The organism is Streptococcus sp. STC1396, assembly GCF_058933875.1.
Genome location: NZ_JBZYCU010000001.1, coordinates 1 through 16134, shown reverse-complemented (window position 1 = coordinate 16134; position 16134 = coordinate 1). Strand labels below are relative to the sequence as shown.

11 protein-coding genes and 2 pseudogenes are annotated in these 16134 nt (G+C 41.9%); 4 read left to right on the top strand and 9 right to left on the bottom strand.

The genetic code is table 11. The features are described from left to right. Nucleotides 1–103: 103 nt before the first annotated feature. The 4 genes and pseudogenes from AC5FEC_RS00065 to AC5FEC_RS00050 all read right to left on the bottom strand — a co-directional run. Nucleotides 104–382, bottom strand: a pseudogene (locus AC5FEC_RS00065) (type I restriction enzyme endonuclease domain-containing protein); the annotation flags it as partial. Further along, a pseudogene (locus AC5FEC_RS00060) lies at nucleotides 382–483 on the bottom strand (SAM-dependent DNA methyltransferase); the annotation flags it as partial. The pseudogenes AC5FEC_RS00065 and AC5FEC_RS00060, both read right to left, overlap by 1 nt. 404 nt (nucleotides 484–887) lie before the next feature. After that, nucleotides 888–1385 (bottom strand): hypothetical protein, encoded by a 498-nt coding sequence (locus tag AC5FEC_RS00055; RefSeq protein ID WP_493660884.1) that lies wholly within the window; start codon nucleotides 1383–1385, stop codon nucleotides 888–890. Nucleotides 1386–1670: 285 nt separating this feature from the next. Beyond that, on the bottom strand, nucleotides 1671–2123 hold the full coding sequence (locus tag AC5FEC_RS00050) for an Rrf2 family transcriptional regulator (protein WP_493660883.1): 453 nt from the start codon (nucleotides 2121–2123) through the stop codon (nucleotides 1671–1673). A 344-nt stretch (nucleotides 2124–2467) separates the two neighbouring features. Here AC5FEC_RS00050 and AC5FEC_RS00045 point away from each other — a divergent pair, with 344 nt between their 5' ends. The 3 genes from AC5FEC_RS00045 to AC5FEC_RS00035 are packed head-to-tail and all read left to right on the top strand — an operon-like array spanning nucleotide 2468 to nucleotide 6135. Further along, the gene (locus AC5FEC_RS00045) at nucleotides 2468–3802 is read left to right on the top strand and encodes an SPFH domain-containing protein (protein ID WP_493660882.1); all 1335 of its coding nucleotides are present in this window, start codon (nucleotides 2468–2470) and stop codon (nucleotides 3800–3802) included. 49 nt (nucleotides 3803–3851) lie between these two features. Continuing rightward, nucleotides 3852–4937, top strand: a complete 1086-nt coding sequence (locus AC5FEC_RS00040) for a TFIIB-type zinc ribbon-containing protein (RefSeq protein ID WP_493660881.1) — start codon at nucleotides 3852–3854, stop codon at nucleotides 4935–4937. A gap of 16 nt (nucleotides 4938–4953) precedes the next feature. Continuing rightward, nucleotides 4954–6135 (top strand): TPM domain-containing protein, encoded by a 1182-nt coding sequence (locus AC5FEC_RS00035; protein WP_493660880.1) that lies wholly within the window; start codon nucleotides 4954–4956, stop codon nucleotides 6133–6135. A 90-nt stretch (nucleotides 6136–6225) separates the two neighbouring features. Here the strand turns inward: AC5FEC_RS00035 and AC5FEC_RS00030 are convergent, their stop codons facing one another. The 3 genes from AC5FEC_RS00030 to AC5FEC_RS00020 all read right to left on the bottom strand — a co-directional run bounded on the left by AC5FEC_RS00030 (nucleotide 6226) and on the right by AC5FEC_RS00020 (nucleotide 11251). Further along, complete coding sequence (locus AC5FEC_RS00030; protein WP_493660879.1) at nucleotides 6226–7068, bottom strand: metallophosphoesterase family protein; 843 nt, start codon at nucleotides 7066–7068, stop codon at nucleotides 6226–6228. A 103-nt stretch (nucleotides 7069–7171) separates the two neighbouring features. Continuing rightward, on the bottom strand, nucleotides 7172–10537 hold the full coding sequence (locus tag AC5FEC_RS00025; RefSeq protein WP_493660878.1) for an FtsX-like permease family protein: 3366 nt from the start codon (nucleotides 10535–10537) through the stop codon (nucleotides 7172–7174). A gap of 12 nt (nucleotides 10538–10549) precedes the next feature. Then, complete coding sequence (locus tag AC5FEC_RS00020) at nucleotides 10550–11251, bottom strand: ABC transporter ATP-binding protein (RefSeq protein ID WP_493660877.1); 702 nt, start codon at nucleotides 11249–11251, stop codon at nucleotides 10550–10552. A gap of 148 nt (nucleotides 11252–11399) precedes the next feature. Between AC5FEC_RS00020 and AC5FEC_RS00015 the strand changes: the two genes are divergently transcribed. Next, a complete protein-coding gene (locus tag AC5FEC_RS00015; protein ID WP_037616420.1) occupies nucleotides 11400–11954 on the top strand; it encodes a TetR/AcrR family transcriptional regulator in 555 nt (184 codons plus the stop codon). Nucleotides 11955–12082: 128 nt separating this feature from the next. Here the strand turns inward: AC5FEC_RS00015 and AC5FEC_RS00010 are convergent, their stop codons facing one another. Continuing rightward, nucleotides 12083–14137, bottom strand: coding sequence for a C69 family dipeptidase (locus tag AC5FEC_RS00010; RefSeq protein ID WP_493660876.1), 2055 nt, complete (start codon nucleotides 14135–14137; stop codon nucleotides 12083–12085). Between the two features lie 195 nt (nucleotides 14138–14332). Further along, nucleotides 14333–16045 carry a C69 family dipeptidase gene (locus AC5FEC_RS00005; protein ID WP_493660875.1) on the bottom strand — a complete coding sequence of 571 codons (1713 nt, stop codon included), beginning with the start codon at nucleotides 16043–16045 and terminating at the stop codon, nucleotides 14333–14335. Between the last annotated feature and the right edge of the window lie 89 nt (nucleotides 16046–16134).

Here is a 16134-nt window from a genome sequence, read left to right as displayed (position 1 = left end):
TTGCTTACACGGGTTCTTATTTTTACTTTCTGGAATGGTGAAAATATTGTAACAAAACATCTTCGAAAGATTCTCAAAAAATGACTGATATTTTGAGTAAATATTATTTTTCAGCAACCATCAGTTGGTCATAAAATGAATAGGACTCATAATTATTATCAGGATTATCTGTCCACATTTCACATTGTTTGATAACAGTCACAATAGCGTCTTCAACACCCTCCGGTGGATATTTGTATTTCCTAAGGAGCCGTTTAACAAGCATGCGCATACGAGCACGCGCAGAATGTTTTTTCTGCCAATCAATAGTTCTGCTTTTGCGCAATGTCTCCGTTAATTCATGAGTCATTGCAACAAGCTCATCATTTTCATAAAAGTTTTTACTTTTCTATACTCTGATGCTGAAATGTGTCCTCGAAGTGAATCTGCAGCATTCCATAGTTCCTTTTCAAATCCAATATTTGCGTTTGATTTTTTCGCCATTTTATACTCTTTCCATATTTTAATCATATCTATTTTATCATATTTAAAGTAAGTTAAAAAGCACTGGATTTGGTACTTTTATATGCTTGCTCCGTCTATAAAATTCTCTAAAATTACACCTCGTCCTATCAGTCTGGGATTTATATTTTGTCTTCAATGCTCGATATTTTCTAATTAGCTTTTCCCTGTTTTTAAGTTGGACATCTTTTTCGTACTTCTCTAAGTCCTCCTGTTTAGCTTCTATTTCTGACTTTATTTCTGTTGATGTATTTTATTATTCATAAGGGTATTCTCTTTTTCTAATTTTGTGCAATAAAAAAACAGTAAATCATTTGGACTTACTGTTTGATGAATGATTATGTAGTAGAATTGTATTTAATTGTTTCGGTTAGACAATCTGCAAGTTATTTTCCACTAAGTTCTTTAGCTAATCTACTCTTTGACAATTTCCCGTTTTTAATACGTCTCAATAAAACGAAAGGATTCGCACTGTAAGATAATCGTACTTTGTAATAGTTTATCCACTCAATTACTGCAAAGGTCAAGATGAAACTTGCGAACATCATTACAGGAACATTTACAAAACAGAGTATAATCATAGGGACGCCGAAGCATAATAAAATCAAATCAATCATTTTAAAGATGCTGTATATCTTTCTTGTATTTGTTCTGGCAAATTGCGGCTTGGATAATCTCTTTAACAAAATCAGCCAATATAAGGAACCCTGAATAAGAATTAAACTCAATACAGTTAGTGGATATAAAATAGAAATCAACATCATTGTATTTAAGAGCCAGTCTTTTAAAGCAAAAAAACATAGCCAAAATGATACAACAGCCATCAGCTCCCCAGTCCATAATTTTGTAAGTTCATGCTTTGTCTTATTTTGGGGTAATCTCATGCTTTTTCCTCTGTACATTCAAATTTTCTCTATTCTTAGTCATCATCAAAAAGAATATTTGCGTATATTTTTTTCGCCATTTTATACTCTTTTCATGATTTGATTCTATCCATTTTACCATATTTAAAGTAAGTTAAAAAGCACCGAATTTGGTACTTTTTAACTGCTTTCCTCATCTTCAGAGTGTCTGTCCACTCGTTCTGTTTTTCACAGCGACCTTCTCAAAATATATCAATGTTTGTTACTATAAACAAAGCCATTGGAAATTGCAAAACAACAAGCTGATTATTGGGAAACAGCTTGTTGTTGAATTTCTTTTTCCGCAGCCGCAACGACTTGGGCCAGATTGGTTTGAGCTAATTCTGCTTCCATGGCTGTCTGGATAGCAGCCAAGCGGTCGTCTAAAACAGTGTGAATGTTCTTGCCGATCGGACAGTCTGGATTAGGCTTATCATGGAAACTAAAGAGCTGCCCGCTCTTGCCCAGGCATTCTACTGCCTGATAGATATCCAAGAGCGTGATATCTTTTAAATCCTTAGCAAGCTCTGCTCCTCCTGTTCCGCGGGCAACGGTAATCAAGCCAGCCTTCTTAAGTTGGGACAAGGTCTTGCGGATAATAACTGGATTGACTCCGACACTGCCTGCCAACAAATCGCTCGTTATTTTTTCATTTTTACATTCTAGAGCGATAACCACTAGGATGTGAGTCGCCATAGTAAAACGGCTAGAAATTTGCATTTCATTCTCCTCTCTGCTCTTATTCTCCTTTATTATATATTAAAAACGTTGTAACTTCAAGTGTTACTTATATATTCTTGTCTTCACTTTTGCTTCCTGTCTGCATGTTTTCTCCTATAAATTATTGTAATCTTCCAAAAATATGATATAATAGTTTATATAGGAAAGCGTTTTCAAAACTTCGAGTCAAGCAAATTATAAAATTAGAAAATATAAAAGTGTGTTCATCAGCACACGATTTTTTGCTATACTCAAAATTCACTGTCAAAAGAGATGAGGTGATTTATCAGGAATCTTTAAATTAATGCCAATCAGCGTGTTTTGTAAAAAGAAAGGAGATTCTTATGGGCCTTATTAAAGCAGGAATTGGCGCCGTAGGAGGCGTCTTAGCCGATCAATGGAAGGAATTTTTTTACTGTGATGCCATGGACAAGTCCGTTATGGTGGTCAAAGGGCAAAAACAAATATCTGGACGTTCTTCCAACACTAAGGGCAACGACAACATTATTTCAAACGGATCTGGAATTGCTGTGGCAGACGGTCAATGTATGATGATTGTCGAACAAGGAAAAATTGTTGAAGTCTGTGCTGAGCCTGGTCAATTTACTTACGACACCTCTAGTGAGCCTAGCATTTTTACAGGCAATTTAGGTGAATCCATCAAGGAAACCTTCAAACAAATCGGTAAACGGTTTACTTATGGTGGTGATACAGGCAAAGACCAGCGTGTTTACTATTTCAATACCAAGGAACTTATCGATAATAAGTTTGGCACCCCAAACCCAATTCCATTTCGGGTAGTGGACTCCAAAATCGGTCTGGATATAGATGTTTCTGTCCGCTGCTCTGGCGTTTATTCTTACAAGATTGCTGACCCGCTTCTTTTCTACACCAATGTCTGCGGAAACGTAGAAAGAGAATATCTGCGGGAAGAACTCGAATCACAACTGAAAACTGAATTTATCAGCGCTCTTCAACCAGCTTTTGCTCAATTATCTGACTTAGAATTGCGGCCAAATCAAATCGTGAGCCACAATACAGAGCTGGAAAATGCCATGAACGAAGCCTTATCTAGCAAATGGGGCGAGCTCCGTGGGCTGAAAGTCATTAGCGTAGCTCTGGGTTCTGTCACTCTTCCAGAAGAAGATGCTGAAATGATCAAGCAAGCGCAACGTACGGCCATTATGAAAGATACAACAATGGCAGCTGCTACTTTGGTTGGAGCACAGGCAGATGCTATGAAAGCAGCCGCTAATAATCCTGGCGGTGCTATGACCGGCTTCATGGGACTAGGCATGGCTACAGGCGCGGGCGGCGGTATGAATGCTCAAAATCTTTTTGCCATGGGACAGCAAGAACAAGCCGCCAAACAATCGGCACAAGCAGCGTCTGCAGCTTCTCAAAGTCCAACAGATAAATGGACTTGCCCAAATGGACATGAAGCTTCCGGGAAATTCTGTCCCGAATGCGGTTCGCCAAAACCTGTTCAGGATAGTTGGACCTGTTCTTGTGGCACTGTCAACAAGGGCAAATTCTGCTCAAATTGCGGCCAACCGAAACCTGAAGCCAAGCGCCAATACCGTTGCAGCAACTGTGGCTGGCAGCCTGAAGATCCATACAATCCACCAAAATTCTGCCCTGAATGTGGTAATGTTTTTGATGAACATGACCTTATTTAAAACTTTTTTCTCTATCTCATAGACCGATGACAGTAGAAAGGAGGTCATCATGGCAGAATTACAAGAATATAAATGTCCGAATTGCGGCGGTGCTCTTGAATTTAACAGTTCTATCCAAAAAATGAAGTGTCCTTATTGTGATACCGAGTTGAATATGGATAGTTTGCAGGCATTAGATGAAGCATTAAAAAATCAAGCCGATGAAGATCTAACGTGGACTTCTCAAGCTGGTGGTGAATGGGAAAGTGGCGAGACAGATAACATGTCCGTCTATGTCTGTAAGTCTTGTGGCGGTGAAATCGTTGGTGATGAATCAACGGCAGCCACATCCTGCCCATTCTGTGACAATCCTGTCGTTATGATGGGACGCTTTTCTGGTGATTTAAAGCCAGACTATGTCATTCCCTTTAAATTGGACAAAAAAGCAGCCAAGGAAAAACTAAGTAAACACCTTATGGGGAAAATCCTCCTTCCCAAGGTCTTTAAAGACCAAAATCACATTGATGAAGTCAAAGGACTTTATGTCCCATTCTGGCTTTTTGATACAGAAGCGGATGCCGATATTCAGTATCAAGCCACTAGAGTGAGAAGCTGGAGTGATAAGGACTACAACTACACCGAAACGAACTACTTTTCTGTTCTTCGTTCTGGTCAGTTAGGTTTTGAGCGAATCCCAGTTGATGGTTCAAGCAAATTAGATAATCAATTGATGGAATCCATTGAACCCTTTGATTTTTCAGAAGCTGTTAATTTTCAGACTGCATACTTAGCAGGTTATCTGGCAGACAAGTATGATGTTGGTGCTGAGGAAGGTCTTTCTCATGCCAATCGCCGTGTCAAGCAAAGTACAGAAACTGTCTTTGCAAACACGGTCACCAATTTCGATACCGTTGTTGCAGAATCATCAAATATCCGACTTAAAAATGGCTCGACCAAGTATGTGCTTTATCCAGTTTGGATCTTAAATACAACTTGGAATGGTAAAAAATTTGTCTTTGCCATGAATGGTCAGACTGGTAAATTCGTCGGCGACCTGCCATTAGACAAACAAGCTTATAGATGTTGGCTGATTGGTATTGGCGTGGCGGCAAGTTTAGTTAGTTATGCGGTAGCATGGCTAATCAACTTACTGTGAGAAGGAGGATCAGACTATGTTGAAGAAATTCATAACTTTACTGACAACCCTTCTGCTTTCCTTGCTCATGATTGGAACCGTCTGTGCAGAAGAAGAAACCAGCTATATTCGCGATGAAGTTTCCGCCTTTTCCAGTGAGGAAATTGCCGAGATTAATAAAGCCGCCAAAGAGATTGATGAGCGCTATCACTTCAAAGTCTACTTTCTGGCAGCCAAGTCAGCAGGTGAAGATGGCATTCAAGCCTATGCTGAAAAGATTTATCAAGAAGCTGCAGGGACAGCCGAAGGCGTTCTCCTTGCTGTCGATGAGGAAAAGGACGAGTGGACCGTCTATTATGCTGGAAATGCTGAAGAAAAGCTAGGCGAAAAGAGTGACGACATACTTTGGGAAGCTTTTGAGAGCGGTGAAAACAATTATAGCTGTGTCCGGTATTATCTCAATAAGGTACTCAAGCTTCTCGATTCATCAGCCAATAAGTTATTGGTAGATGATGCCGACTTGCTAAAGCCAGAGCAAGAAAAAGTCTTGCTAGAAAAGCTCGAAGACATTAGTCAGCGCCAAAAATGCGATGTCGTTGTCGTAACCGTCAAGAGTCTGGAAGGAAAGAGTGCCCAAGACTTTGCAGATGATTACTTCGATTACAACGGCTACGGCCAAGGGAAAAACCACGATGGTCTTCTTCTCTTAGTCAGTATGACAGAACGAAAATGGCACATTTCAACAACAGGCTACGGCATCACTGCTTTTACCGATGCTGGCTTAGATTATCTATCAAAGCAGTTCTTGCCTGATTTAAAAGATGGTGACTACAATGCTGCTTTTACAACCTACGCTGAGCAGTGCGATGACTTTCTGACGCAAGCCAGAAAAGGACAGCCTTATGATGTGCATAATCTCCCCAAGGAACCTTTAGATTGGTACTGGATTCCTGGGGCTCTGGCTATCGGTTTTGGTATCGCCTATCTCATCGTAACAGGAATGAAAGGTCAGCTCAAATCCGTCCATTATCAAACCGGAGCCGCTGATTACATCAAGAAAAACAGCCTTCAGATTACCAATTCTCAAGAATTCTTCCTCTTCTCAAAGGTAAGCAAGCAACCAAAACCAGAACCTAGCAGCAACTCTAGTTCTGGTGGTAGCACCACACATACATCTTCATCAGGCAGAAGTCACGGAGGAAGTGGCGGAGGATTTTAGAATCATGTCAATAGATAAAGCGGTCGAAGCAAGAATCTTCGACCGCTTATTTAATTGACAAAAAAACATTGTTCTGCAGGCGCTGCAAGTTTATAAAGGGTCTCTCAAGAACTCCTTAACCGAGGCAAAATAGTCTTCCCGCTCACTGATTTCTCGCAAGAGATCGTGATTGTGGGTATGGTGAATGCCATTGACTATGCTTTCCTCATAAATTTCGTAATAGGGCAACTGGAGCTCACGCGCTATTTCCAACTCCTGCTCAACATCGTAGGCGACTCTACACAAGTCCACATCCTTCAGACCGGTCTCATCAATTTCGATGATAGCATACTGGGCTCGCAGATCCTGCCGCAAAGTCGCGTCCAAAAAGAAGGGCTGTCCGATGGAGCCTGGATTGATAACCAGCTGGCCCTTAGTCCCATAGCGAAGAAATTGCTGGTGGATGTGGCCGTAGATGGCAATGGCCGCTTCATTTCCCTCAAAGAGTCGGTCAAAATCAACCTGATCACCGATATGAATCAGCTCCCGACCCCAGTTTTTATCCGGCAAGTGGTGGCTGACTGCAATTTTCAAACCTTCTACTTCTGTCAAAACTTGCAGAGGTAACTCTTGCATACGGTCAATTTCTTCTGGACGAATTTCCTCCAAGATAAAATGGCAGAGCCTTGTCAAGTAAAGATGGCTAGGGCGAGACAAGTCCAGCTTGCCATGCAGGGCACGCCAAAGGCTATCTTCCCAATTTCCCCGAACCTGTAGGCTGATAGGCAGCTGATTCAGTCTGTCCAGAACATTGCGCCGACCAGTCCCTGGCATGAGTAGATCACCCAAAAACCAATAATCTGTCACCTGCTTGCTTTCCGCATCCGCCAGTACTGCTTCCAAGGCTGTGCTATTCCCATGCACATCTGATAATAAGGCAATTTTTCTTTTCATCGTATCTTTCTCTTTCTATACAAGAAATATTATAACAAAGATCAAAAAAACTTCCACTCAAAAAACAAAACATTGAGGGAAGTTTTATATATACAAACGAGCATTAATCCACCGACTTGAGAGCTTCTAGCATATCTACCCGTCTGAGATTGTAATTGACCATATAACCTAAAAGGATTAGGATGCCCATGATGGAAATGACTGGAATCAGGTAAACCGTAAAGGACACTTCTGGATTGAAAAGAACATTTTCCGGTGCAATCATCTGCAACAGGAAGCTGTGGAGCGCCTTCCCAGCAAAGATTCCGACCACAATGCCAATCAGTGAGAGGACTATCGTTTCACGATAGATGTACAGAGTTACTTCCTTGTTATGGAAGCCCAGTACCTTGATGGTAGACAACTCTCGAATCCGCTCAGAGACATTGATCGTAGTCAAATTATAAAGGATGACCACTGCTAAGAGAATGGAGACCAGAGTTAGAATCTGCATGACCAAGCCCAAAGACTTGACAGCTGCATTAATCGACTCTATCACTTCAATATCCTGTACGACGGTTTGAACACCGGTCTCTTTCATAAAATCAGCGGCTCTAGCCTGAATATTCTTGTTTGAAGGATTTTTGAGCTTGACCAGATAGGCATTAATCGCAAAATCTCGGGCAAAAACCTTTTCATAATAGGTTTGATTCAGGAAAATAAAGTGGCCTGCATACATTTCTGAGATACCTGAAACCTTTAGTTTGTAGGCCTTCCCTTCATCAGATGTCAGTTCAATGCTGTCTCCGACCGATACATTTAAAACAGTCGCCAGTTTTCTTGAAAGAACAATGCCATTATCTGAAAGGGTCAATTTTTGCCCACTTTGACTATCGTAGAGCTCCATAAAACCTTTAAAATCATTGGTTTTTGACACAAACATAGCAATGGACTGCTCATCTTTGAGACCCTTGATGGTTTTGGTAAAAGTCTCACGGTAAATGCCTTGGGAGCCAGATACTTTGTCTGATTTCAAGGCTTGAATCAGAGACTGTTCTTCTGCTTGACTGTTACGATTCTTTTCCACAACAATCATATCATACTGAAAAATTTCTCCGAATTGCCGCTCTGCAATTCCTCCCAGAGAGGAAGAAATGCCCAGTCCTGCAAAGAGCAAAGCGACGGAACCAGCCACCCCAAAGATGGTCATAAACATACGCAACTTGTAGCGAAAAATGTTGCGGGCAGTCACTTTTTGAGCGAAGCTGAGACGACGCCAGATAAAGCCGATTTTTTCCAATAAAATGCTTGAACCCTTGCTTGGAGGCTTGGGTAAAAGCAGCTGAGCCGGCTTTTCTTTCAACTCCTTGTGAGCAATGTAAAGTGCTGGTACAACACTGCAGATAAGAGAGAGGACTAGGGCAGCCAAACTAATCTGCCAGTAGAAATCCAGTCTAATCGCTGGATAGGTAGAGGTTTGGAAGAGTGACTTCCCAAGGATATAGGGCAGAAAGTAGGTTCCCGCAAGAATACCCAAAATCGTTCCCAAGACACCTGCAATTAAGCCATAGACAACAAACTTTTTGATGACGTCTCTGTTTTCGTAGCCTAAGGCCCGAAGAATTCCTGCGTTCATGCGCTCCTCACTCACAAAACGTGTCATCGTCGTCATGGTTACTAAAGCCGCCACTAAGTAAAGTACGATTGGAAAGACATTTCCGACCGAGGACATACCGCTGGCACGAGTTGCCGTTATCTGATACTCTGTGTCTCCCGGAAAGTTGCGTCGGGTATAGACATGGTAACTTGGAAGCGATAGACCAGCAGCTTCTTCTTTAGCTTTTTGAATCTCTACCTGTCCCGTTTTAATCTTGCTCTCTGCCTCTCTCTTTTGCTGATCAAACTCAGATTTTTTCTCATCTAGGCTTGCTTGAGCTTGGTCAATCTGCTGCTGGCCTGCTGCTAACTGTTCTTTGGCTTGGGCCAGCTGATTGACACCTGACCGATATTCAGCTTTTTTACTTTCAAGACTGGCTAATCCTGTCTGATATTGATTTAAGCCAGCATTATAGGCCGCTTTTTTACTTTCAAACTGGGCGGCAGCCTCCTGATACTGGCTTAAGCCAGATTGATAGGAAGCTTCCTGAGCTTGGTAGGTTGTAAGTGCCGTCTGATATTGGACATTGCCAGCTTCTAGTGCCTGCTGGGCAGCAGCCAATTCTGTTTCCTTAGCGGCAATTTCTTGCTGGGCAGCAGCAATTTCTGGAAAATCAGCAGGATTGCCACCTTGAGCCTCAATAACCGCAAGCTGCGCCTGCAGCTGAGATTTGGCAGCTTCCAATTCTGCCTGACCTTGGCTGAGACTGGCTTGGGCTGTATCCAAGTCCGCCTTTTTGCCCTCTAAGATTTGCTGAGCTGCCATCAGGGATGCAAGTGCCGCATCTAATTGTGCCTTGTTTTGATTCAGCTGATTTTGACCTACGGCAATTTGCGGAGCTACTGCATCCAACTGAGCTTTTGAAGCGGCAAGTGCCTGTTCAGCTTCAGCAAGCTGGGTAGTAGCCTGACTTAATTTTCCTTCATTTTCAGCAATTTGCGACTGAGCCTGGTTTAAATCAGCTTGTTTCTGATTGATTTGATTTTGCCCATCCGCCAGCTGATTTTCAGCATCTATCAGACTTTGCTGAGCTTTTTGCAAATCGGCCTCACCGTCCTGAATCTTCTTCTTAGCTGCTGACTGGATTTCTTCTAAACGATTTTCTGCATTATCTGCGACCAGTTTTTCCAAGTCTTTTTGATGCTTTTCCAGTTTGGTCCGATAGTTAGGCCCAAAAGAATTCAGCCCCTTTAAATCCGTATAAGTCAAACGGGCAAGAGTATAGACTTGGCTATTGAAAGCTTGAGGCAGCACAAGGGCATAGCCAGACAAGGTCCCGTTGCCGACGTTGGTATTGCCAAAATTAACAGTGGAACCCAGCTCTCCTGAGTTAACAAATCCAGTAATGGTAAAGCTGTGCTGAGTCAAAAGTTGATTTCCACCACTCTTTTCGTTTACAGTGATCTTATCTCCGATTTTGTAACGGTCCTGAAAAGAGCTGAGCAGTGCAATTTCTCGGTTATTTCTTGGATATTTACCAGAAACCAGCTTAAATTTAGAAATATTATCTGGCTTAGAAAAGACCCGAAGGGCTTGGTAGGATTCGCCAATCACAGCATCTGTAAAATAACCGTACTCCACCTGAGTACCATCTATCCCATCTAGCTCTTTCTGGTCTTCCTTACTAATCCCATAGTCAGAAATAAGAGCTAGATCCATGGTGTTAAGACTGGATAGATAGCGACTGGCAGACCGCTCAATATCAGGACCAGATGTCTTGAGCCCAACCAAAGCAAAAGCGCCCAGCATCATCAGACTCATAATAGAAATAAAGCGTCCTCTTGACTGACGAAAGGAGAGCCAGATATCTTTATTAAGAATTGATTTTCTCATATACTCACCCCGCTAATACTCCAGACTGGCAATATCCTGAGGCCTAGCATTTAAAGTAACAGACTGGATTCGGGCATCGTGCATACGGATAACCCGATCAGCAATAGGAGCCAAAGCAGCATTGTGGGTTACGATGATGACGGTCGCCCCTTGCTTGCAGGACATGTCCTGAAGAATCTGAAGAACCTGCTTACCAGTCTTATAATCCAAGGCTCCGGTCGGCTCATCGCAGAGCAAAAGCTTAGGATTTTTGGCCACTGCCCGAGCGATAGAGACCCGCTGCTGCTCTCCACCTGAGAGCTGGGCGGGGAAATTATTGATTCGTTTCTCCAAACCAACTGCCGTCAAAGCCGCTATCGGATCCTGGGCATCCTTGACAATTTCAGAAGCTAGCTCCACATTTTCCTTGGCTGTCAGATTGGGAACCAGATTGTAAAACTGAAAGACAAAACCCACATCATTGCGGCGGTAGTCAGTCAACTGATGAGAGGTGTAATCAGCAATATTCTGGCCGTCTATCAAAATCTGCCCTTCATCATTGGTATCCATCCCCCCCAAGATATTGAGGACGGTTGACTTGCCAGCACCAGACGCTCCTAAAATAATAACCAGCTCTCCTTTTTCAATTTCAAAAGAAATATCATTGTTCGCAATAATTTCTGTATCGCCTGTTTGATAGCGTTTAAAACTATTTTTTAACTCAATGTAAGCCATTTCCTCATCCCTTTCATTCTTTATAACTAGCAGATTTTATTAAATGAACAACATGTTGATTATTTATCAAAGATATTATATAATGGAAACAAGTGAATTGCAATAGTCAGAAATCAACAAAGTGTTGATTTAATAAAAAGGAGCAAAGATGGCCCAAAAACGCCAAACATCCACCAAGGAAGACATCAAGGAAGCTCTGATCCAGCTACTTTCAGAAGAAAAATTCGAAAATATTTCTGTCAGTAAACTCTGCAAGCGAGCCGGTATTAATCGCGGAACTTTTTATCTGCATTACATTGATAAGTATGATATGATGGAGCGCCTCAAAGAGGAAATTATCTCCCAGCTGCGCAGCCTTTTTGAAGAACATGCAACATCTCCCCGAGAGCTGATGATGGCAAATTTCCAAAATCTCAAGGAAAATGAGCGCCTGATCAATGCCGTGGCAAAAAGCAAATATATCAACTTTCGGGAAACCATTCGAGAATTCATGACTAGCATTATCCTCAGTGAGCAACAAACTGCCAGTACCGAGGCCTTTCTCCGAGAAAATTTCCGAGCTCCAGAGAAATATGCCCTGGAGATTTTCCTATCCAGCATCGAGGGAATTGTCTCTCTCTGGATTACAAGCGGCGCTCAGGAAAGCCCGCAAGAAATCACTGACATCATCCTCAATACTTATGACTACAGTCAGTGGTACTGAGATAGGCATTCAGTTTATTTTTTATTATAGGCTTAGCTTCACTCAGAATATGTGTGAACTAAAAAATCTAGTAAGTTCATCATTTGTAAAAATCCCTTCAATCATTCGATTGAGGGGATTTCTGGCTTCTATTTCTTTTTAGATTTTTTCAAAACGTAGATAACAACACCCAAAAGAATAATACCTATAATTCCTAAGAATGTGACTTGCTCACCTGTTGATGGCAGGTCTTTTTTCTTGGCCTTGACGGACTGCTCATTTCGGTACTGCACTTGATAAACAGAGAAATGATTGGTCGTGAAGCTGATGGTCTGGTTTTGATTAACCGTTACATCAAATTTCTCAACCTGCTTGCCATTTTCATCAAGGGCATAGACTCCTTCTACAGTCGCTCCCTTGCGGATCGGCATGGTCACCAGAGTAGGGCTGACCTGATGGACTGGCTGACCTTGCGGGTCTGTCAGCTTGATGTCATAAGTATCTGCATTTTGGTCGTCTGTGTTTACTTTAGTCACAGATAGTTTCAGGCCTGCCTTGACCAAGTCAGCATTTTTCAGACTGATACCTGTCGCATCGTCTACCAAACTATCGATAACCTGCTGATCAGTAGAAGGTTGGGAGCTGGAACTGCTGGTGCTGGAGGTAGATGAGCTGCTGGAAGAAGTGCTCGTCTCTGCAGAAGAGCTAGATGATGAACTGCTGGAATCAGACGGTTTTGTCTCAGCTTCTTTAATCTTAGCTTCCATTTCTGCTTCCAGAGCTTTCATTTCTTTGAATACAGCTTCTGCTCTGGCTATGCTTTCAGCAGTCACTTGAGCAGATGAATCTTCTAATCCCGCATTGGCAAGGTCCAAACCGGCCTGTTCTTCAATCATTTTGGCTTCTAAAGCCTTCCACTTATCCTGTATAGAAGTGCCAAAGAGCTCCTGATGTTTAGCCGCCATATCATAGATATGAGATGCTACCCAGTACCAAGAGTCTGGACTGTAGGAAGTTGTTGGCACCTTATAAGCTGAGTAGGTGTCAGTGATATTCCCATTATAAGGCAAGTAAGGGGAGAAGCGCGGACTGCCTACTGCCAGCCACATAGTACCGCCACCCATGCTGGCAGGCATATTGTCTTTGAGTTGGAAAACATGGGCTTCCATAACGTTCGGATTGCCTAGTGGATATTTGTAAACGGGATCTACTGAACCGCGCTGAGGGATGCCCTTACCGTCCAGTTCCATCTGATCTAAAGGCTTGAACTGAGTGCCTTCAAAACGGTTGCGCTGCATTTTCATGACATCAGCTACTGAGATTTTCTTATTCGTGCTGTGCATGAGATCAAAGTAGGCATCGTTATAAGAAATCGGTGCATCCGGATCTAGGCTGGTAATCCCTGCCCAAGCGCGAGAACGGTCTGCTTCTGCCATAGGAGGATTGTAGGATTGAGAAATGTGGAATTTCCCGTCGATTTCCTTATAAGAATCGGCCTTCTTGGCTACTTCTTCTACACCTTCAGAGGCAATAACATTTTCTGTATCAGCAAAGTCGACACTGCCTAAGAAGAAGGTATTAGGAAAGACTGCGTATTTGTCATCTGGAAACTTAATCGCTACATACTGGTGTCCAGACAAGATTTCCATATACCAGACGCCGGTCTTATCTGCGATGGTGATGATATTGCCCTCAGCAGCACCTTGCTCAGTTACAATTTTCCCCATCAGCTCTACCCCTTCGCGAGCCGTCTTGACATGAGGCAGGACTACAGTGGTTAAGATAGACTCGGCCAATCCCTTCTCCACATAAGGATCCACCTTTTGAATAGCCTTATTGGCCTTAGCTGAGACAGTCGCTGAGATGGAGACACCATACTCATTAAAACCAACCTCATCGTAGATTCCATCTGCAGGGGTCACATCTGAAACAGAAGTATATTTATAGCTTTCAGCAGGCAGGGTCCATTCAAACCCATTGACCTGATCGACTAATTTTTCGCCTGCTGCATTAGTCTTTCGCTCATGAACCAGAAAAACCTTGTTATGGTTTGGCTCCAAATCTTCTGTCCGGCCATAAAGAGTTGAGCCGTCTGTTGTTAAGTTCTTACCGACGATAAAGCCTGTACAGGCCTCTACTATCTGAAAAGGAAGCAGGAAAATCGTCAAGAGAGCAAGAAGTGAACGAAAAAGCACTTTTTTCATACATTTCTCCTTTATTTTGTTTATTTTTTGTAGAATTATAATACCACACTTAGTATACTATTTATAATATTATAATGCAAGCGGTTTCAAGAAATCTATTCTCAATTTTTTTGATAACTAGCCAATTGACTTTTTCTTAAAAAAATAAATATCTAAAAAAGCCAGAAATCAACATTTCCGGCTTGAGTTTAAAATTTAGTTTTGATCTTTTTTCTTGTTAGATCGTCTGAATGCAATAAATCCAGGAATAATCACCACTAAAGCGATAATCAGCCACATACCATACTGATTAGAATCGTTTTTCTTGGTTTCAGATTGTTCTGATTGACTATCTTTCTTGTTATTTTTGTATTCTGCTAACAAGTTTGCTTTGTTATAACCCTCATAAACCAGATCCGCATCTTCACCTTTTTCCTTCTTAATCTTTTCTTCCATCTCTGCTTCAATAGCTTTGATTTCTTTAAAGATTTTTTCTGAGCGTTCCAGAGCTTCTTTGGTCACTTCGGGACCAGCCTCTTTCGCTTGTTCATCAGTATAGCCTGCATATTTGGCATCGCGTTCGATTTGTTCTTTATCCCACTCGGCTTCTTTTTCTTTCCATTTTTCTTGGATACTATTGCCAAAGATTTCTGGATATTTCATAGCCATTTGGTCAATATGCCAAACAGACCAGTACCAAGATTTACCGTCATATTTGGTTGAGCGGTTTTTGAAAGCTTCATAGGTATCTTCGACATTACCGTAGAATGACACATACGGAGTATTGCGGCTTTGGGCAAGACCTAGCCACATGATACCACCGAAGGCCGTTGGTAGGTTGGGCTTGATTTGATAAACGTGAGCATCAATTACGTTTTCGTTACCTAGCGCATATTTGTAGACATTGCCATCGATCTTCTTACCGACTTCAACTAAGTCATCTGCTTTATATTCTGGCAAGTGTTCAAAACGATTTCTTTGTTCCGCGATCACATCATGAACCGTGTATTTCTTATTTGGATCAGTTGGTTCGCGCAAGAGATCAAAAGCTTCATCGTCATAATTTACTTTTGCTTGTGGATCCATCCACTTGATACCTGCATAGGTCCGTGAACGGTTACGTTCCATGTATTCATCAGGTCCGTAAGATTTAGCAATCATAAAGTTGCCATCTTTATCAGTCTTATAGTTATCTGCTTTTTTAGCTACTTCTTCCACGTCTTTAGAAGCAATGACATTTTCCTTATCGTTCAAGTCAACGTGACCAAGATAGTAAGTATTTGCAAAGACAGCATACTTATTCGTTGGGAACTTGATAGCTACGTATTGGTGACCAGACAGGATTTCCATGTACCACAGTTCATTCTTATCTGCTGCAACGATTATATTTCCTTCTGCTGATCCTTTTTCATCCAGAACTTTCGCAACTGTCTCAATAACTTCACGTGCTGTTTTTGCACGAGGCAAAGCAAGGTCAACTAATGATGCTTCTGGAAGACCATCTTTTACAAGTGGATCTTCTTTTAGCACTTTATCATTTGGTGTTGCTGAAACGGTCGCTGTCATAGCTACACCAAGTTCATTAAAGCCATGCGCAGCGAAGTTTCCGTTACTTCCGTTGTCACGATCAGAGTCGTAGACAGCTGTGTATTTCATTTCATTCGCCAAATGCGGATAGGTAAAGCCATTTGACTCATCTTCTATCTTATCGCCATCTTTATAGGTCTTAGCTGGCACAACTACATAGTTTTGATTGTGCCGACCACCGTCAGGGGCGTATGGATAGTCCTCTGTCCGACCAAATAGAGTAGAGCCATCTGCTGTCAGATCTTTACCGACAATAAAAGCAGAACACGCTTGTGCCACATGAACAGGCAAAAGAGCAACTAACATTGCAAGGAACATTAGTCTGAGCAGTATTTTCTTCATAGTCTATCTCCTTTTGACTATCTGCGGGGCTGGAATCAACTCCCAGTCTAAACAACATAAACCGTAATACCTTAACATTCCTACTTTAG

Bases quoted from the DNA above. Each gene is read 5' to 3' on its own strand.
- AC5FEC_RS00055 (WP_493660884.1), bottom strand. From the start codon at position 1,385: ATGAGATTACCCCAAAATAAGACAAAGCATGAACTTACAAAATTATGG.
- AC5FEC_RS00050 (WP_493660883.1), bottom strand. From the start codon at position 2,123: ATGCAAATTTCTAGCCGTTTTACTATGGCGACTCACATCCTAGTGGTT.
- AC5FEC_RS00045 (WP_493660882.1), top strand. From the start codon at position 2,468: ATGGGCCTTATTAAAGCAGGAATTGGCGCCGTAGGAGGCGTCTTAGCC.
- AC5FEC_RS00040 (WP_493660881.1), top strand. From the start codon at position 3,852: ATGGCAGAATTACAAGAATATAAATGTCCGAATTGCGGCGGTGCTCTT.
- AC5FEC_RS00035 (WP_493660880.1), top strand. From the start codon at position 4,954: ATGTTGAAGAAATTCATAACTTTACTGACAACCCTTCTGCTTTCCTTG.
- AC5FEC_RS00030 (WP_493660879.1), bottom strand. From the start codon at position 7,068: ATGAAAAGAAAAATTGCCTTATTATCAGATGTGCATGGGAATAGCACA.
- AC5FEC_RS00025 (WP_493660878.1), bottom strand. From the start codon at position 10,537: ATGAGAAAATCAATTCTTAATAAAGATATCTGGCTCTCCTTTCGTCAG.
- AC5FEC_RS00020 (WP_493660877.1), bottom strand. From the start codon at position 11,251: ATGGCTTACATTGAGTTAAAAAATAGTTTTAAACGCTATCAAACAGGC.
- AC5FEC_RS00015 (WP_037616420.1), top strand. From the start codon at position 11,400: ATGGCCCAAAAACGCCAAACATCCACCAAGGAAGACATCAAGGAAGCT.
- AC5FEC_RS00010 (WP_493660876.1), bottom strand. From the start codon at position 14,137: ATGAAAAAAGTGCTTTTTCGTTCACTTCTTGCTCTCTTGACGATTTTC.
- AC5FEC_RS00005 (WP_493660875.1), bottom strand. From the start codon at position 16,045: ATGAAGAAAATACTGCTCAGACTAATGTTCCTTGCAATGTTAGTTGCT.